The 16,616-nt window shown below is 64.2% G+C and carries 17 protein-coding genes; 9 read left to right on the forward strand and 8 right to left on the reverse strand.

The annotated features are described in order from the left end of the window. Positions 1–172: 172 nt before the first annotated feature. Together BUS12_RS34695 and BUS12_RS34700 are read right to left on the reverse strand one after the other, a co-directional pair. Positions 173–454: a hypothetical protein gene (locus BUS12_RS34695; protein ID WP_074302035.1), complete on the reverse strand. Its 282-nt coding sequence runs from the start codon at positions 452–454 to the stop codon at positions 173–175. Between the two features lie 132 nt (positions 455–586). Continuing rightward, a complete protein-coding gene (locus BUS12_RS34700) occupies positions 587–904 on the reverse strand; it encodes an ElaB/YgaM/YqjD family protein (RefSeq protein WP_074302036.1) in 318 nt (105 codons plus the stop codon). A 467-nt stretch (positions 905–1,371) separates the two neighbouring features. Between BUS12_RS34700 and BUS12_RS34705 the strand changes: the two genes are divergently transcribed. From BUS12_RS34705 to BUS12_RS34715, 3 genes are all read left to right on the forward strand, one after another. Then, entirely contained in the window at positions 1,372–2,430 is a 1,059-nt protein-coding gene (locus BUS12_RS34705) for a sigma-54 interaction domain-containing protein (protein WP_074302037.1), read from the forward strand. Positions 2,431–2,665: 235 nt separating this feature from the next. Continuing rightward, positions 2,666–3,238, forward strand: coding sequence for a hypothetical protein (locus tag BUS12_RS34710; RefSeq protein ID WP_074302038.1), 573 nt, complete (start codon positions 2,666–2,668; stop codon positions 3,236–3,238). Then, positions 3,235–3,807 carry a hypothetical protein gene (locus BUS12_RS34715; protein ID WP_074302039.1) on the forward strand — a complete coding sequence of 191 codons (573 nt, stop codon included), beginning with the start codon at positions 3,235–3,237 and terminating at the stop codon, positions 3,805–3,807. The genes BUS12_RS34710 and BUS12_RS34715 overlap by 4 nt, the downstream gene beginning before the upstream one ends. 127 nt (positions 3,808–3,934) lie before the next feature. Here BUS12_RS34715 and BUS12_RS34720 read toward each other — a convergent pair whose 3' ends face one another. The 3 genes from BUS12_RS34720 to BUS12_RS38560 all read right to left on the reverse strand — a co-directional run bounded on the left by BUS12_RS34720 (position 3,935) and on the right by BUS12_RS38560 (position 7,778). Next, positions 3,935–5,281, reverse strand: coding sequence for an ABC transporter ATP-binding protein (locus BUS12_RS34720; RefSeq protein WP_074302040.1), 1,347 nt, complete (start codon positions 5,279–5,281; stop codon positions 3,935–3,937). A 23-nt stretch (positions 5,282–5,304) separates the two neighbouring features. Beyond that, positions 5,305–7,056: an ABC transporter permease gene (locus BUS12_RS34725; RefSeq protein WP_074302041.1), complete on the reverse strand. Its 1,752-nt coding sequence runs from the start codon at positions 7,054–7,056 to the stop codon at positions 5,305–5,307. 470 nt (positions 7,057–7,526) lie between these two features. After that, the gene (locus tag BUS12_RS38560) at positions 7,527–7,778 is read right to left on the reverse strand and encodes a hypothetical protein (RefSeq protein WP_143788573.1); all 252 of its coding nucleotides are present in this window, start codon (positions 7,776–7,778) and stop codon (positions 7,527–7,529) included. Here BUS12_RS38560 and BUS12_RS34730 point away from each other — a divergent pair. Continuing rightward, positions 7,750–9,426: a sensor domain-containing diguanylate cyclase gene (locus BUS12_RS34730; RefSeq protein ID WP_074302042.1), complete on the forward strand. Its 1,677-nt coding sequence runs from the start codon at positions 7,750–7,752 to the stop codon at positions 9,424–9,426. The genes BUS12_RS38560 and BUS12_RS34730 overlap by 29 nt on opposite strands. Before the next feature lie 111 nt (positions 9,427–9,537). Beyond that, positions 9,538–9,804, forward strand: a complete 267-nt coding sequence (locus BUS12_RS34735) for a double-stranded DNA-specific endonuclease (protein WP_074302043.1) — start codon at positions 9,538–9,540, stop codon at positions 9,802–9,804. Positions 9,805–9,819: 15 nt separating this feature from the next. On the opposite strand, the gene BUS12_RS34740 is transcribed toward BUS12_RS34735, so the two are convergent. Together BUS12_RS34740 and BUS12_RS34745 are read right to left on the reverse strand one after the other, a co-directional pair. Then, positions 9,820–11,139: an ATP-binding protein gene (locus BUS12_RS34740; protein ID WP_074302044.1), complete on the reverse strand. Its 1,320-nt coding sequence runs from the start codon at positions 11,137–11,139 to the stop codon at positions 9,820–9,822. After that, positions 11,123–11,848 carry a response regulator gene (locus tag BUS12_RS34745; RefSeq protein ID WP_074302045.1) on the reverse strand — a complete coding sequence of 242 codons (726 nt, stop codon included), beginning with the start codon at positions 11,846–11,848 and terminating at the stop codon, positions 11,123–11,125. The genes BUS12_RS34740 and BUS12_RS34745 overlap by 17 nt, the downstream gene beginning before the upstream one ends. A gap of 222 nt (positions 11,849–12,070) precedes the next feature. Here BUS12_RS34745 and BUS12_RS34750 point away from each other — a divergent pair, with 222 nt between their 5' ends. Beyond that, complete coding sequence (locus tag BUS12_RS34750) at positions 12,071–12,607, forward strand: Spy/CpxP family protein refolding chaperone (protein ID WP_074302046.1); 537 nt, start codon at positions 12,071–12,073, stop codon at positions 12,605–12,607. Between the two features lie 171 nt (positions 12,608–12,778). On the opposite strand, the gene BUS12_RS34755 is transcribed toward BUS12_RS34750, so the two are convergent. Beyond that, complete coding sequence (locus BUS12_RS34755) at positions 12,779–13,489, reverse strand: pirin family protein (protein ID WP_074302047.1); 711 nt, start codon at positions 13,487–13,489, stop codon at positions 12,779–12,781. 640 nt (positions 13,490–14,129) lie between these two features. Between BUS12_RS34755 and BUS12_RS34760 the strand changes: the two genes are divergently transcribed. From BUS12_RS34760 to BUS12_RS34770, 3 genes are read left to right on the forward strand one after another with little or no spacing between them, the layout of a single operon-like run. Beyond that, positions 14,130–14,819 carry an ABC transporter permease gene (locus BUS12_RS34760; protein ID WP_074302736.1) on the forward strand — a complete coding sequence of 230 codons (690 nt, stop codon included), beginning with the start codon at positions 14,130–14,132 and terminating at the stop codon, positions 14,817–14,819. Then, positions 14,816–15,529: an ABC transporter permease gene (locus BUS12_RS34765; protein ID WP_074302048.1), complete on the forward strand. Its 714-nt coding sequence runs from the start codon at positions 14,816–14,818 to the stop codon at positions 15,527–15,529. Before BUS12_RS34760 ends, BUS12_RS34765 begins: the two co-directional genes overlap by 4 nt. A gap of 20 nt (positions 15,530–15,549) precedes the next feature. Continuing rightward, positions 15,550–16,329: an ABC transporter ATP-binding protein gene (locus tag BUS12_RS34770; RefSeq protein WP_074302049.1), complete on the forward strand. Its 780-nt coding sequence runs from the start codon at positions 15,550–15,552 to the stop codon at positions 16,327–16,329. Positions 16,330–16,616 lie beyond the last annotated feature (287 nt).

The following is a 16,616-nucleotide window of genomic DNA, read 5'->3' on the forward strand; positions in this document are numbered from 1 at the left end:
ATACCTGCATGATGCAGGGTTAAACGGGGCTATTGTTGTATGAATGCCCATTATACGGCTTTATCGAGACAAACTGCAGGTCCGTCCGCCTTTTGCGCCCCAATTGCGCGGCCCGTTACGGGCCCGCTTGCCGTGCGTTCCCGGGCAAGAGGAATGGTCGCCCCGCCACGTCTCAACTATGGGGAAAAGGCCACGCTTCGCCGAGACCGTTCGGATGGCTCGCACCGTTGGTCGCGCCCGGAGGCGTCGCGCCGGCGGCGCTGCCCGGCACGACGGCCGGGACGTTCGGCGCGGCCTGCGCAATCGGCGCGACGGCACCGCCTTCGCCTTCCCAGCGGCTCAGGTCGCGGTTCAAATTGGCTTGCGAGGCCCGGTGCTTTTGCGCCCAGCGCCACGCCAGCAAACCGCCGACGGCGACCAGTGCGCCGAAAATGCCAATCTTGGGCCGTGCCATGGTGCATCCTCCATATCGTGAGTCTCGTCAGTCGGTGCTAGCCGTTGCCTCAGCATGCCGGGGCAGCGTGCTATCGAACAAAGGTCAGGCAGCCCACTCGCGGGCTTAAGGCGTAAGTCGTAACACCTGACGCTAACGGGCCGCCAGCACGCCGAGCAGAAACCCGGCGCTCGCCGCGATGCCGATGGCTCGCCACGGGTTGTGGCGTACGTAGCGCTCGGTATTCACCGCCGCAACACGGTAGCGCCGCTGCGCCGCGTTCTGCGCGTCGCCGAGCGCCGTCTGCAGCGTATCGACATGCGTACTCAGGCGCTCGCGCAGCGCACCGACGCCTTCACCCGGAACATTCGCTGCGAGCCGCAGCATTTCCTCCGAGTCCGTCAGTAGTACGCGCAAGTCCTCAACGATTTTTTGCCGCCCCAGTTCCAGTTGCTGCGTAGTTTGAGTCATGCGTCGCTCCTGTCTGTCCGTCTGCGACCCGGTGGCGTGACCGATTGCACGGCATCGGCACGCGCGCCGCAGTTCGAAAAAGTTATAGCGTTGCAAACGGCGTACCCGATAATCAGTCATCGAGGCTAGCGTGACGGGTTGCGAATCTACGCATCCGCCAAAGGTGCCGATTCGGGCCGCCATTGACGGTCAATATTGCCGACGGGCACCGCCATTCGACACGTCATATCAGCGCCTCGGCGCTCATACAACGGCAGCGAGACGTCATGGGGGTTGGACAGCGTCGGCGCGCAATCGTTAGCGCGAGGCGTCGATCATGACGGCTCGTGAATGCGCGGATTGTCGTGGTGCGCAACGAATGGTTAAATCAATTTTTATGAGATAGTGACCCATCGCCCTTGCGCGGCTCACACTCTGCACAGGCCTGCGCGGCACTATCGAACACATTTGCACAGGACAACCTGGTTATGGCGTCAATCGATCTGGACTCGCCCACTGTGACCGCTGGCGGCGACGCAGCGGCACCGGGCAAGTCGCGCGTGACGGACGGCATCGCGGGACTGAAATCGTACGGTCTGCTGTATGGCTCGTCGCCCGTGATGCTGGATTTATACGATCAAATCGAACGCGTGGCGTCCACCGACGCCACCGCCCTCGTCATCGGCGAATCCGGCACCGGCAAGGAACTGATCGCCCGCACGATTCACGACCACAGCGGCCGCAAGGACGCGCCCTTCATCGCCGTCAACTGCGGCGCGATTCCCGATGAACTGATCGAAGCCGAACTGTTCGGCCATGAAAAAGGCAGCTTTACGGGCGCGGTGCAGGGCCGCATCGGGTACTTCGAACATGCCAACGGCGGCACCCTGTTCCTCGACGAAATCACCGAGATGGCGCCGGTGCGCCAGGTGAAGCTGCTGCGCGCGCTGGAGACCGGCACGTTCTACCGGGTCGGCGGCAACGAACTGATCCACAGCGACGTGCGCGTGATCGCGGCCACCAACCGCGACCCCGCGGTCGCCGTGAAGGAAAACGGCCTGCGCGAAGACCTGATGTACCGGCTCGCGGTGTTTCCGTTGCGCGCCCCGCCGCTGCGGGAACGCGAAGGCGATCGCGAACTGCTCGCGCAGCATTTCCTCGCCGCGCTAAACACACAGGAAAGCACCAGCAAGAGCTTCAGCAAACGGTCCATCGAAACGCTGCGCACGTGGTCATGGCCGGGCAATGTGCGCGAGCTGAAAAACGCCATCTACCGCGCTTTCATCCTCGCAGAGAAAACGGTGGAATTGCCGCATCCGCATCTGGCCTCGCGCGTGAAGAAGGCGGTCACCCAGGGCGACGCGATGAGCGTCTGGATCGGCACGCCGCTGGCCGATGCGCAAAAGCAGATCATCCTCGGCACGCTGAAGTACTGCGGCGGCGACAAGCGCCGTGCCGCCAAGGCCCTTGGCGTGAGCCTGAAGACGCTCTACAACCGGCTCAGCACCTACGGCACCGACGACGCGCCGGAGGACGGCGAGCCCTGAGGCCCGCTTGGCTTCGTCCCCGCCCAAGCGGCGCCCGATCGACACGGCAAGGCGCGCTGAGCCAAGCCAGAAAAGGCTGCGCGTCGCATCATCTTTTGCAATTGCTTGCATTTTCCCTATCCCAATTGCAAAACGCATCCTGCAAAATGCTGCAGCGTCGCAGGCGACGCGTCGTCAGCCCAGCGTGCCGCGACCGGCCGGCACGAACGGCAGAGGCAGGAGCACAGACAGGGAAATGCAAAAACCAAACAACAGTCATGCGCACGAGGCCCGACGGGTCCCGCGCGCGCGCATCGCATCGTTCGTCGCACTGGCCGCAGTACTCTCCGCCAATCTGAGCGGCTGCAGTTCGCTTTACTCGGAAACCGCCACCGCGGGCGCCGGTATCGCGGGCGCCGCGGTCGCCGGCAAAGTCACCCGCAACGCCGCGGTTGCGACCGGTATAGGCCTTGGCGTAGTCGCCGCGGCCAGCGCCGGGGTGCAGTACACGGAACGCGTGGTCCACCGCAATACGCAAGACGGCATCGCCAAGGTGGCGGGCCCGCTCGACGTCGGCGCGGTCGCGCCGTGGAGCGTGACCCACACGGTGCCGATCGAAGACGACACGCACGGCCGCGTCACCGTGAGCCGCACCATCAGCGCAGGCGCACTCGACTGCAAGGAAATCGTCTTCTCGGTCGACGAAAACGCCACCAAAGACAAGCCGGCCAGCAGCGCTTTCTATGTCGCCTCGATCTGCCGCGACGGCACGGCGTGGAAATGGGCATCCGCAGAGCCCGCCACCCAACGCTGGGGCGCACTGCAATGAAGCCGCGCCTGACAGTGACGGCGCGTGACGCGCGGCCCGTGCCGCCGCTACGCAGCGGCCTGCCGGTCAGCCTGCGGCTCGTGCTGGCGGGCGCGCTGTGCGTCGGCGCCAGCGTCCTGACGAGCGGCTGCTCGTCGGTGGGCGCAGCGAGCGGCGCGGCGGCCGGCGTCGCTTCGGGTCTGGTGACGGCGAACCCGGCGGTCGGCATCGGTGTCGGCATCGCCGTGCAGGCGGCCACGGACGAAGCCGTGAACCGCTACATGCGCACCATGCACGGCGATCAGCAGAACGAGATCGCCGCGCTGGCAGGCGGCATGCCGGTGGGCGACAGCAAGCCGTGGAGCGTCAAGCACAAGCTGCCGATCGAGAACGGCCATGGCGAAGTGCGGGTGACGCGCGCGTTCACATCGGCGCTCGCCATCTGCAAGGAATTCGTGTTCTCGGTGGCCGACGGCGACAAGCCCGGCGCGCACGAAGACTGGTACACCGCCAGCGCCTGCCTGCAGGACAGCGGCTGGAAATGGGCGTCGGCCGAACCGGCGGTGGAAAGGTGGGGCAACCTGCAATAACGCAAACGGGGCGGCCGATCGAATCGCGCCGCCCCGCTTTAAACACCGCCTCGAATACCGCTTCAACTGCTGCTTCAATCCCTCTGCGGCAATCCTCTACGGCACTCCCTCGTTTAGACCCTCGGGATCAGGACTCAACGTCCTCGAGACTGAAGATTTCCGTCTGGTCGTTATACGAGAAGATCTCGCCGTAACGGCCCCAGTTGATCACCGCGTCGAGCGTCTCTTCCGCGGCGCTGTCCGACAGAAAATCTTCCAGCTCCTGTTCGAAACGCACGCGCGGCGCACGGTGACCCGGACGCTCGTTGAGCACCTTCTTGATCTGCGAAGCAAGCGGCACATGCCGCAGCAGATGCTCGGCGAACATCATCTTGCGCTCCTGGGTGCCGAACTCGGCAAACACGCGTGCCGGCGGCGTCAGGAAAATGTCGCCTTCGCGGACGTCGGCAAAGCCCAGATGCTGGAGCACTTCGGCGACCGGGAACAGATCGTCCACCTCGAGATGCAACGAACGGGCGATTTCCGGCATGTCCGCACGGCCGTGGTACGGCGCCGCCGCCAGCATTTCGATCAGACCGGCCATCAGGTTGGTCGACACGTGCGGCAGCCAGCTGCCCAGCTCCAGGCCCTTCTTGGTGGACTCGTCGGTCTGACGCGCGGTCATCTTGGCGTAGATCTCGTCCACCAGTTTGCGGAACGCCGGATCGAGACGGTTGCGCGGGTGATTGAACGGCACCTTGATCTCGGCGATCACGCGGCCCGGGTTCGACGACAGCACCAGAATCCGGTCGCACATGAACACCGCTTCTTCGATGTTGTGCGTGACGATCAGCACCGACTTGATCGGCATGCGGCCCTGCGTCCATAGATCCAGCAGGTCGGTACGCAGCGTTTCGGCGGTCAGCACGTCGAGCGCGGAGAACGGCTCGTCCATCAGCAGCAGCGTCGGGTCGACCACCAGCGCGCGGGCGAAGCCCACACGCTGACGCATGCCGCCCGAGAGCTCGCGCGGATAGGCGTTTTCAAAACCGTCCAGACCGATCAGGTCGATGGCCGCGAGCGCGCGCTCGCGGCGCTCGCCGGCACCCACGCCCTGCGCTTCGAGGCCCGCTTCCACGTTCTGCAGAACAGTCAGCCACGGGAACAATGCGAAGGTCTGGAACACCATCGCCACGCCCTTGGCGGGACCGTCGAGCGGCTTGCCGAGGTAGTCCACCTTGCCGTCGGTCGGCCGGATCAGGCCGGCGATGATCCGCAGCAGGGTCGACTTGCCCGAACCCGAACGGCCCAGCATGCCGACGATCTCCCCTTCGCGCAGCGAGAGGTTCACGTCGTCGAGCACCAGCAGTTCGCCCTGGTTCTTGTTAAAGCCTCGGGACACGTCCTTGACGGACAGAATCTCCTCACCCAGGCGCGGAGGCATAGGCGGCGTCTGGACCGGTGCGGCGGTTACGGCAGCTTTAGGATTTTGCATCGCGGTTTGCCTTTAAATTCCTGTCAATCGAGCCGAAGCTTGGATTCGGCGTAGGCGTACATCGGACGCCACAGCAGGCGGTTGAACAAAGTGACGAACAGGGACATCACGGCAATGCCGAGAATGATCTTGGGGAAGTCACCCGCGGCGGTGGTCTGCGCGATATAGGAACCCAGACCGTGGGCGACCACCTTGGTATCGCCCCACTGCACGAACTCGGCCACGATGCTGGCATTCCACGCCCCGCCCGAAGCGGTGATGGCGCCGGTGACGTAGTACGGAAAAATGCCCGGCAGCATCGCCTTGCGCCACCACTGCCAACCGCGAATGCCGAAGTTGGTCGCCGCCTCCTTGTAGTCGTTCGGGTACGAACTGGCGCCCGCGATCACGTTGAACAGGATATACCACTGCGTGCCGAGCACGATCAGCGGCGAGAGCCAGATGTCCGGATTCAGATGGAAGCGCACGATCACGATGACGAACACCGGAAACAGCAGGTTGGCCGGGAATGCCGCCAGGAACTGCGCGACGGGTTGAATCTTTTCGGCCAACGCCGGACGCAGCCCGATCAGCACGCCGAGCGGCACCCAGATCACCGAGGCGATCGCGATTAGCAGAAGCACACGGATCAAGGTGATCAGGCCGAGCACGAACACGTGGCCGACTTCGTCCAGCGTGACCCCGGTCCGCACATACGAGATCACGCGATAGACCACGAACACCGTCAGCAGGATCACCAGGATGCCCCAGACGATATCGCCCACGCGCGACGACTTCTGGCGCTGCGGCAGCGCGAAGTTGAAACGGGCGAACGCCGGCATCCGTAGCGGCACCCGCGCAGCGTTGGCGAAGACCCAGCCCATCGGCACCAGCAGACGGTGAATCAGGCGCGTCCGGCGGATCAGGTCGAGCAGCCAGGACTCCGGCGCATCGCCGGAACTGGTGTTCTCCATGCGGAACTTGTCGGCCCACGCCACCAGCGGACGGAACAGGAACTGGTCATAGACCAGAATCACAACCGTCATGGTCAGAATGACCCAGCCGACTGCATGCAGGTTCTTGTCGGAGATGGCCTGGGCGAGATACGCGCCGATGCCCGGCAGCGTGATCGTGTTGTTGCCCACCGTGATCGCCTCCGAGGCCACCACGAAGAACCAGCCGCCCGACATCGACATCATCATGTTCCAGATGAGGCCCGGCATCGAGAACGGCACCTCGAGCTTCCAGAAACGCTGCCAGCCGGTCAGGTGAAAACCGCGCGAGACCTCATCCAGATCGCGCGGCACCGTGCGCAGCGACTGGTAGAAGCTGAAGGTCATGTTCCACGCCTGGCTCGTGAAGATCGCGAAGATCGCCGCCAGCTCCGCACCCAGCACGCGTCCAGGGAACAGCGCGAGGAAGAACGTGACCGTAAACGAAATGTAGCCCAGCACCGGCACCGACTGCAGGATGTCGAGAATCGGCACCAGCACGAGGCCCGCGCGGCGGCTCTTGGCCGCCAGCGTGCCGTAACTCAGCGTGAACACGAGCGACGCCACCATTGCCGCAAGCATGCGCAGCGTCGTGCGCAACGCGTATTCCGGCAGGTTTGTTGGGTCGAGCGAGATGACCTGGGTCTTCAGCGTCGACATCGGCGCGAGCGTCTGGTGAAAGCCGATCGCCGTAAAAGCGATCACGCAGATGATCAGCGGAAAGGCGACGAAGTCCCAGCCGTTGGGCAGCAGGCGCCACGCGGAAGCATTGGCGGTGCGTTTCAGATCGAAACTGAAGTCCATCAGACGCCCTTCCTGTTTGCGTAGGCTAGGTGGAGACAGGCCGCGCGGGACGGCGCCGGGTGTGCGGGACAGGCGTGGCTTGCCGGCTGCCGGTCAGGCACGGCAAACAGGCCGGCGGAACGGTCCGGAAAACGGTCCGGAAAGCGAAAATCAGGCGTGGCAGCAAGCATATGCGCGGTAGTCGTTAGCGTCGGAGATACATTGACCGGCAGCGGCCGAACCCTGGGCGAAACACCCCGGATCGCCGCTGCAGCCGCCTGTCAGGGCAGGCGCCGCCCGAAGGCTGGCGAGCTTTCCTTGTTTTGGACGGCACGACACTACTACAACCTGTGTTTCAGGCACAACCTTTCGGGGCAAATCAGTCGCACGGCACGCCACGCCGCGCGACCGGCCGGGCCGTCCGGGGGCGTGCCGTGCGACATCTGGAAAACCCGCACCCCCGTTCAGAAAGGGACTCGTATGGTCGTTAATTACCTGATGGCGTGCGCCGAGTCGCAATAACGGATGGCGTTGCGCCACCTGGCGGTTAAAATCGAGACAGGGCGGATGGTTTCGGTCAGCCAGGTAAAAGGAGCGAACCTGGCGTGACCGGACACGCCGCGGATTGCCCGCTGCCCGCAGCAACGACTCAGCGCCGGCGCGCTGCAACGATTGACCTTGTTGCAACCCAAAGTCAGACGGATCAGAGAGTCGATGAACAGGAATTCCTTGCGCCAGGCCATCGGACCGCTCAGCTTCGCGCTGGTCGTGGTCGCGTGCTGGCTCGCGTCCGGCATGATCGCGGACCGCATGGTTCAGCAGGAACTCGATGCCGCGCTGCGCGCGCAACGGCAGATGTCTTCGTCGATCGTCGACAACATGGCCGAAGTGATCGCCAGCGACCTCTCCATGTCCCGCGCCATTCCGGCCACGATGGCGGAAATCAACGTCGTCCAGCGCGCGCTTGCGCAGTCGCAAGGTTATGCCGTGAGTAGCGCCGTGCCGGCCGCTACACTGCACGCGAACCTGCTCAAGGTGCCGGAACTGGTGGCCGTCAGCAACTTCCTGCACGACGCCCAGGGCTTCTCCGGACTCGACTCGATCTGGCTCGTCAACGCCAACGGCTTATGCGTCGCGTCCAGCAACACGCAGAGCCGCAACTTCGTGGGCATCGACATGCGCGGGCGCAACTATCTCTCCAACGCGCTGCTGGGCGCGTTCGGCGAGGCCTACGGCGTGGGCCGCGCGAGCGGCGAACCGGGCATCTTCATCGCCGCGCCGGTGTATGACGACGGCGTGCTGGTCGGGGTGGTGATCGCCAAGGTCGGCATTTCGCGCTTGCGCCACTGGGTGGCCCACGAAGGGACCTTCGTGGCCGACGAGAACGGCGTGATCATCATGGCCCATAACAGCGCGCTGGAAGGCCATGTCCTGCCGGATGGGCACATCAAGCAGATGAGCAGCGTCGAACGTCAGAACATCTATCGCCACGAAGACTTTCCGAACGTCCCGATCCAGGCGGACATGCAACCGGTGCGCGAGCAGGCGCCGTGGGTGCCGACGGACATCGCGATGCAATTGTTCGGCATGGGCGAGCGCGCCGAGCCGGCGCTCTACGAGTGGCGCGGCGGTCTCAACTCAGGACTGTCCGCCCATCTGGTCGATCCGCTCGCCGCCTGGCCCGAACTGCTGCGCAACCATAAGCGCGACCGCCTGCTGGTGTTTCTGACGCTCGCGGGCACCGCGGCGCTGGCATGGGTGATTACGGTGTCCTATGTGCGCGAGCGGCGCCACCATCGTGCGACGCGCGACCTCGCCGAGCAGTTGCAATCGGCCAATACGCTGCTATCCGCCGAGGCCCGTCACGATGCGCTGACCGGCGCGCTGTCGCGCCGCTATTTCCTCGATCTGCTGCGGCATGAAATCGAACGCGCTCACGCAGGCGGCGAGCCGCTGTGCATGGCGATTGCCGACCTCGATCACTTCAAGCAGATCAACGACCGCTTCGGCCACGCCGCCGGCGACCGCGCCCTCGAGCACTTCGTCGATACCTGTCGCGCCGAACTGCGCGGCAGCGATGCGATCGGCCGTCTGGGGGGCGAGGAATTCGGCATCCTGTTGCCGGCCACCGCACTCGAAGGCGGCCGCGACGTGGTGGAACGGCTGCGCACCCGGCTCAAGGCGGTGCCGTCGACCAAGCTGCCGGCCTCCGCCAACCTGAGCGTGAGCATCGGCATCACCGAACTGTCGCCGGAAGATCTGCCCGAGCGGATCATGAGCCGCGCCGACCTCGCCCTCTATGCCGCGAAAACCGGCGGCCGCGACCGCACCGAGGCGCTGCCGCCGGACGACACCGCGCCGCCGGCGCGCACCGCCGCCACGACCTGGTGAGGACCGGCGCCGACGCGCCGCCCGCGCACCATGTGCTAACACGCCCGAGCCAAGCAGGTATGATCAACCTTCATACGAAGCTTGTTGTTACCGCTCTATCGGGAGAGATGCATGAAGGGAAATCTGGTCATTGTTTGCCGCGATCACGATGCTGACGCGTTCGACCATCTGCTGGCCGAGTACGGCGCCTTTCAGACGCGCTTATCGTCGACCGCGTGGTATCTGAAGCTGGAGGTGGCGCCGGAGCTGATTCAGGAGGAGATTCTCACGCGCCTCGGCAAATATACGACGCACTATATTTTCGAAGCCGAGACCGTGACGTGGAACACGGTGGACAGCGAAGCGGCCAACGCATTGAATACGCTGTTTTCGGAGTAATCCACCGCTACCGCATCACGACCACGCGCTTTCCGACATTGAATTCACGCGCGGCACGGCCTCGAACGGGAACGTCATCAACACCCGCAGGCCGCGCCCGCCGTGATTGCCGAGTTCCCATTCCCCGCCGGCGCGCCGCACCAGCCGTTCGACGATCGCCAGCCCCAGCCCGCTGTGGCCGTTGCCGCCGCGCGCCGGGTCGAGCCGCACGAACGGCCGGCTCGCGTTGATCAGGTCCTGCGCCGCAATTCCGCCGCCATTGTCCTGCACCGACAACGTATAGCCCGCCGACGTGCGGGCCGTCGCCAGCACGACAGGCGGCGCGCCATAGGCATGCGCATTGTCGAGCAGGTTGGACAGAATGCGGTCGAGCGTAGCGGCCGGCAGCAGGAAGCCCGGTCCCGCCTTCAGATCGGTCAGCACGGTGGCCGCGCCCGCCGCCACCGCGCGGTAGCTGCGCACCACACGCTCGCACTGCGCATCCACTTCGACGGCTTCGCTGCGATCGGCGCCGTCGTGAGCGAACACCAGAAACTGCTCGACGATATGCGTCATCGAATCGACGTCGCGCACCACGCCGTCGCGCACCTTGACCTCGTCCATCATCTCGGCGCGCAGGCGCAGCCGCGCGAGCGGCGTCTTCAGATCATGCGCGACCCCCGCGAGCATCACGGCGCGATCGTTCTCCGTGCGCGCCACTTCCTGCACCATCTGGTTGAAGCCATGCGTCAGTTGACGCAATTCGCGCGGGCCCCGCTCCGGCACCGGCGGCACCGGCTGGCCGCGGCCAAAGCGGGCGACCGCGCTGGCGAGCGAGCGCAACGGCTGCTGCAATTGCCACGCCGCAAAGAGCGCGGCCATCACGGCAAACGTGAAGATGATGGTGAGCCATAGCACCATGCGGTCCACCGAACGCGGCGGACGCAGCGGCTGAACCGGCACGACGATCCAGTCGGCGTCGCTCGGCTGACGCACCCACAAGGTAGGCGGCTTGCCCGGTTCGCCGAGGCGCACCTGGGTACCCGGCGGCATGCGGTCGCGCACGTCCTCGAGGAAGTGGTTGAGCGGTGTATTCGAACCCTCTTGCAGCGCCGGCACATCCTTGCTCGACGGATCGACCAGCCGCACCCGCGAAGGCAACGGCTGATCCGGCGTATGCAGGACGTGCTGACGCACGGCGTCGACGAGGAAGGTGGCCTCTTCTACGGCATAGCGGTTCTGAAACTGGCTGCGCTCGAGGCGAAACAGCGCATACCCCGCGAAATGCGACAGCAGCAGCACCCCGACGACCAGCAACGCCAGCCGCCCGAACAGTGAATCAATGGGTCGGCGCATGCTGTTCGCCATCCGGCACGAACACGTAACCGCGGCCGCGAACGGTCTGAATGAAGCGCGGCGTGGACGGATCGGTTTCGAGGATGCGGCGCAGACGCCAGACCTGCACGTCGATGCCGCGGTCGGTGCCGTCGTATTCCGGACCATGCAGCAATTCGAGCAGGCGCTCGCGAGTCAGCGTGCGCATTGGGTGATTGACGAAAATCTTCAGGAGCGCGAACTCACTGCCGGACAAGGTCAGCGGTTTGTCTTCGAGATTCAGCGTGCGCGACTGGAAGTCGAGCGTAAAACGGCCGAACGTGAACGGTTCGCGCTGCTCCGGCGCGGCCGCCGACGGCAGCGTGCGGCGGCGCCGCAGCACGGCCTGCACACGCGCCAGCAGTTCGCGCGGATTGAACGGCTTGCCGAGGTAGTCGTCCGCGCCCAGTTCGAGGCCGACGATGCGGTCCACGTCGTCGGCGCGCGCCGTCAGCATGATCACCGGAATGTCGTCGCCCGAGGCGCGCAGCTTGCGCAGCGCCGTCAGGCCGTCCACGCCCGGCATCATCAGGTCGAGCACGATCAGATCCGGGCGCTCGCGCTCCAGCCGCCGCTCGAGCGAGCCGGCGTCGTGCAGCACCGACACTTCAATGCCCTGGCGGGCCAGATAGTCGCGCAACAGATCGCGGAGTTCGAGGTCGTCGTCGACGACAAGTATTTGAGTAGCCATGAGATGAAGTTTAACGCCCAGGAGGTTGGGTTTCCGGGCCGGACACCCCGCAAAGGGTTACCGGGTGTTACGGCGAAAGGCGCCAGTAATGTCGCGTAATAGCGACACGCGCTCAGGTAACACAGCGCACGTCGCGGGTCTTTACGCTGTGTCTTACCGAATGCATCCCGTCCTCTGTTGCCGTGTTTGCATCGTCGGCTATTCCATTACAAGGAGCCATTCATGTCCACAAAAATGTCACGCTTCGTCGCCGTCGCCGCAGCATCGCTTGCCATTGGCCTCGGCGCTTACGCCGCTCAACCGGACGGCCAGGGCGGCCCCGGCGGTCCCGGCGGCTGGCATCACCACGGCGAGTTCAAGGAGGAACTGAACAAGCTGCACGGCCAGTTGAACCTGAGCCCGGATCAGGAAAAGCAGTGGCAGGCCGCACTCGACACGATGAAACAGAATCGTGAAGCCTCGCGCGCCGCCCACAAGCAGATGCACGACCAGATGAAGGCGCTGCAGCAGCAGCCGATCCTCGATCTGAACGCGCTGCACGACATGCATCAGAAGGCTGAAGAGCAGAACCATCAGTTGCGCGAGCAAACCTCGGCAGCCTGGCTCAACTTCTACAACGGCCTGAACGACAAGCAGAAGACCATCGTCAGCACGGCCCTCAAGCAGCATTGGGCCAAGATGGAAGCGCGTCACGAAAAGATGCGCGAGCATTGGCAGCATCATCAGGGCGCGGCATCGGCCCCGGCAGCGAATCAGTAAGCGCTTGCTGCCTGTGCATGACCGGCGCGCTGTCGGGCGCCGGCCATGCAAACAGAAACGCCACGGAAGAGACTTCCGTGGCGTTTCTGTTTTGCGGCGGCGGCGTTGCGGCAGCGGCAACGTGGCCAGGTGTCGTCCCTGGGCCGTTCAATCACTCAATGCGTCATTCGCTCAGCCGTTTAACGCGCCGAGGTCGAACACCAGCACCTCGGCGTCGCGCCCCTGTTCGAGCGTGACCGCGGCGGCATCGACGATCATGGCGGCATCGCCCGCCGCCAGGGCTTCGCCGTTGACCGTCAACGCGCCGCGCGCTACGTGAACATAGGCACGGCGGCCCGCCTGCAACGGCAGCGCAGCCTGCTCGGCGCCGTCGATGAGCGCCGCGTAGATCGACGCGTCCGAATGAATCGTCACTGAGCCGTCGCGTCCATCCGGCGACGCGACGATACGCAGACGGCCGCGCTTGTCGGCATCGTCGAAGCGCTTTTCTTCGTAACCCGGCTGGTCGCCCGCACGCTGCGGCAAGACCCAGATCTGCAGCAGATGCACCGGTTCGTGTTCCGACGCGTTGAACTCGCTGTGCATCACGCCCGTGCCGGCGCTCATGCGCTGCACGTCGCCGTGGCGAATCGTCGAGCCGTTGCCCATGCTGTCGCGATGAGCAAGCGCGCCGTCGAGCACGTACGTCACGATCTCCATGTCCCGATGCCCATGCGTGCCGAAGCCCTGGCCCCCCGCGATGCGATCTTCGTTGATCACACGCAGCGGTCCGAAGTGCATGTGCTCCGGGTCGTAGTAGTCGGCAAACGAGAAGCTGTGATACGAGTCGAGCCAGCCATGGTTAGCGTGACCTCGTTCGTCGGAGCGGCGGATCTCGATCATAGGGTTCTCCAGTAGGGATGCATTGCGATGCCCAGAATGTATGGGCACACGGCGTCCAGTACAACCCGCGCCGGCGCACCGGATCGTTCCAAAAATCCGGGCAATCGGCGCGTCGCTCCAGTTGCGCTGACCTGGGCCGCCACAACCGGGGCGGCCCAAGGCCAGCCGAGGGCCGCGCTGCCGGGTACTGGAGCGCCGGACTGGCATGGTGCGTCCGTTCGGGTAAAATACCGCGCTTTTTGGGCAGACTCAGGCGTGCGGTCCTACGGAGACAACCTTGGCGAGGTCTTCGAGGCAAACGCACAGGCAGGGGCGGCCCGCTCGCAGGCCACCTAAGCCGGACCTGTACGGCCGGGCAAAACGATCCGGCACGACAATTTTGACCGCCTAGAATAGCGACGGCCGCTCAAGGCCGGTTCGTCGGTTTCGACCGCTCCAACCGGCCGGGCGCCGCGCGTCCAGTCTGCCTCACAACATCCGGAACTCGGGACGGACCCGCATGGGCCTGCCGCGAGCTTCGTAATACAGTCGGAAAACGCGCTGTCCAGCCGGCAACGGCCGGACGGTCATGATTTGCTCAGCGGTGCAGTCAGGCCGCGTCTTTCGCGGTGCGCACTTCACGCATCGTCAAGGACCTTATATGTTCCTTCAAGGCTACGGCCCGTTGCTTCTCAACGGCACCTGGCAGACCGTCAAGCTGGCGGTGCTGTCGCTGGCGTTCGCGTTCGTGCTGGGCTTGCTCGGCGCGGCGGCCAAACTGTCGAAAAACCGGGTCTCCTATAGTGTAGGCACGCTCTACACGACCCTCGTGCGCGGCGTCCCCGACCTCGTGCTGATGCTGCTGCTGTTCTACAGCCTGCAGATCTGCCTGAACAACCTGACCGACCTGCTCGGCTGGGACCAGATCGACATCGACCCGTTCGTGGCCGGCGTGGCGGTGCTCGGCTTCATCTACGGCGCCTACTTCACGGAGACCTTCCGCGGTGCGTTCCTCGCCGTGCCGCGCGGCCAGCTCGAAGCGGGCCACGCCTACGGCATGACCGGCTGGCAGGTGTTCTCGCGCATCATGTTCCCGCAGATGATGCGCTTCGCGCTGCCCGGCATCGGCAATAACTGGCAGGTGATGGTGAAGGCCACCGCGCTGGTATCGATCATCGGCCTCGCCGACGTCGTGAAAGCCTCCCAGGACGCCGGCAAGGGCACCTTGCGGTTCTTCTTCTTTACCCTGCTGGCGGGGGCCATCTACCTCGTCATCACCACGGTCTCCAACTTCGTGCTGATGTACCTCGAAAAGCGCTACTCGACCGGCGTACGCAAGGCGGATCTATGATCGAGATCATTCAGGAATACTGGCGCAACTACCTCTATAGCGACGGCTACCGCTTCACCGGCCTCGTGATCACGTTGTGGCTGCTGGTGGTGTCGATCGGCCTCGGCTTCTGCCTGTCGATTCCGCTCTCGGTCGCGCGCGTCTCGAAGAAGAAGTGGCTCTCGGGTCTGGTGTGGCTCTATACGTATGTGTTCCGCGGCACGCCGCTCTACGTGCAGTTGCTGCTCTGCTACACCGGCCTCTACAGCCTCGAAGTGATCCGCAATCACGAGCTCACCAACGCGTTCTTCCGCGACGGCATGCATTGCACGCTGCTCGCGTTCACGCTGAACACCTGCGCGTACACCACGGAGATCTTTGCCGGCGCCATCCGGGCGACACCGTACGGCGAGATCGAAGCCGCACGGGCCTATGGCATGTCGCCGTTCACGCTGTACCGGCGCGTGATCCTGCCGTCCGCCCTGCGCCGCGCGCTGCCTTACTACAGCAATGAAGTGATCCTGATGCTGCACGCCACGACGGTCGCCTTCACCGCCACCGTGCCGGACATCCTGAAGATCGCCCGCGACGTGAACTCGGCGACCTACCAGTCGTTCAACGCGTTCGGCCTCGCTGCCCTGCTCTACCTGGTTATTTCTTTCACGCTCGTGTGGCTGTTCCGCCGCGCCGAGCGCCGCTGGCTCGCTTATTTGCGGCCGCAAGGCAAATAAGCCGTCAAGGACCCCGACTCATGAACACCAGGAAGCAAAAGCTCTTCGTCGACGAGCTGCATAAACAATACGGCGACAACGAAGTGCTCAAGGGCGTCTCGCTGCGCGCGAACGCCGGCGACGTCATCAGCGTGATCGGCTCGTCCGGCTCGGGCAAGAGCACGATGCTGCGCTGCATTAACTTTCTCGAGCAGCCCAACTCCGGGCGTATCTTCGTCGACGGCGAAGAGGTGCGTACGCAGAAAGACAAAACCGGCGCGCTGAAAGTCTCCGATCCCAAACAGTTGCAGCGCGTGCGCACCCGGCTCTCGATGGTGTTCCAGCACTTCAACCTGTGGGCGCACATGAGCGTGCTGGAGAACATCATTGAAGCGCCGGTCCACGTGCTCGGACTGCCGCGCCGCGAAGCCGAGGAACGCGCCCGTCAATACCTGGAAAAGGTCGGTCTCGCGCCGCGGCTGGAAAAGCAGTATCCGTCGCATCTGTCGGGCGGCCAGCAACAGCGGGTCGCGATTGCACGGGCGCTGGCGATGCATCCCGACGTCATGCTGTTCGACGAGCCGACCTCCGCGCTCGACCCGGAACTGGTGGGCGAAGTGCTGAAGGTCATGCAGACGCTCGCCGAGGAAGGCCGCACGATGATCGTCGTCACGCACGAGATGGCGTTCGCCCGCAACGTGTCGAATCACGTGATGTTCCTGCATCAGGGCCGGGTCGAAGAAGAGGGTCATCCCGACGAAGTATTCAGGAACACGAAGAGCGAACGGCTCAGGCAATTTCTCTCCGGCAGCCTCAAATAACGTTGGAACAACGTTTAGGACAACGGCTGTAGTCAATGTAGTATTACAAGGCGCTTTCAAACAGCGCCTTTTTTCATGTTCGCTTTGCGTTTTGGGTCGTCAAATGTCCCAAATACCGCACCAACATCCCGTTTTTTGCTCTACTCCCACCGTTTTGCAGCGTCAATAGTGGCAATCCTTAAGGTTGCCTCGGGCGAACCGTGATTCCCTTGTCAGACAAGGGTTTCATGGTGTTTTTGGGACGCCGCCGTGAGTGCTTGAGCACACCACTATTGCAATTTGGAGAC

This window comes from Paraburkholderia phenazinium, assembly GCF_900142845.1.
Classification (GTDB): Bacteria; Pseudomonadota; Gammaproteobacteria; order Burkholderiales; family Burkholderiaceae; genus Paraburkholderia; species Paraburkholderia phenazinium_A.

Bases quoted from the DNA above. Each gene is read 5' to 3' on its own strand.
- BUS12_RS34695 (WP_074302035.1), bottom strand. From the start codon at position 454: ATGGCACGGCCCAAGATTGGCATTTTCGGCGCACTGGTCGCCGTCGGC.
- BUS12_RS34700 (WP_074302036.1), bottom strand. From the start codon at position 904: ATGACTCAAACTACGCAGCAACTGGAACTGGGGCGGCAAAAAATCGTT.
- BUS12_RS34705 (WP_074302037.1), top strand. From the start codon at position 1,372: ATGGCGTCAATCGATCTGGACTCGCCCACTGTGACCGCTGGCGGCGAC.
- BUS12_RS34710 (WP_074302038.1), top strand. From the start codon at position 2,666: ATGCAAAAACCAAACAACAGTCATGCGCACGAGGCCCGACGGGTCCCG.
- BUS12_RS34715 (WP_074302039.1), top strand. From the start codon at position 3,235: ATGAAGCCGCGCCTGACAGTGACGGCGCGTGACGCGCGGCCCGTGCCG.
- BUS12_RS34720 (WP_074302040.1), bottom strand. From the start codon at position 5,281: ATGCAAAATCCTAAAGCTGCCGTAACCGCCGCACCGGTCCAGACGCCG.
- BUS12_RS34725 (WP_074302041.1), bottom strand. From the start codon at position 7,056: ATGGACTTCAGTTTCGATCTGAAACGCACCGCCAATGCTTCCGCGTGG.
- BUS12_RS34730 (WP_074302042.1), top strand. From the start codon at position 7,750: ATGAACAGGAATTCCTTGCGCCAGGCCATCGGACCGCTCAGCTTCGCG.
- BUS12_RS38560 (WP_143788573.1), bottom strand. From the start codon at position 7,778: ATGGCCTGGCGCAAGGAATTCCTGTTCATCGACTCTCTGATCCGTCTG.
- BUS12_RS34735 (WP_074302043.1), top strand. From the start codon at position 9,538: ATGAAGGGAAATCTGGTCATTGTTTGCCGCGATCACGATGCTGACGCG.
- BUS12_RS34740 (WP_074302044.1), bottom strand. From the start codon at position 11,139: ATGCGCCGACCCATTGATTCACTGTTCGGGCGGCTGGCGTTGCTGGTC.
- BUS12_RS34745 (WP_074302045.1), bottom strand. From the start codon at position 11,848: ATGGCTACTCAAATACTTGTCGTCGACGACGACCTCGAACTCCGCGAT.
- BUS12_RS34750 (WP_074302046.1), top strand. From the start codon at position 12,071: ATGTCCACAAAAATGTCACGCTTCGTCGCCGTCGCCGCAGCATCGCTT.
- BUS12_RS34755 (WP_074302047.1), bottom strand. From the start codon at position 13,489: ATGATCGAGATCCGCCGCTCCGACGAACGAGGTCACGCTAACCATGGC.
- BUS12_RS34760 (WP_074302736.1), top strand. From the start codon at position 14,130: ATGTTCCTTCAAGGCTACGGCCCGTTGCTTCTCAACGGCACCTGGCAG.
- BUS12_RS34765 (WP_074302048.1), top strand. From the start codon at position 14,816: ATGATCGAGATCATTCAGGAATACTGGCGCAACTACCTCTATAGCGAC.
- BUS12_RS34770 (WP_074302049.1), top strand. From the start codon at position 15,550: ATGAACACCAGGAAGCAAAAGCTCTTCGTCGACGAGCTGCATAAACAA.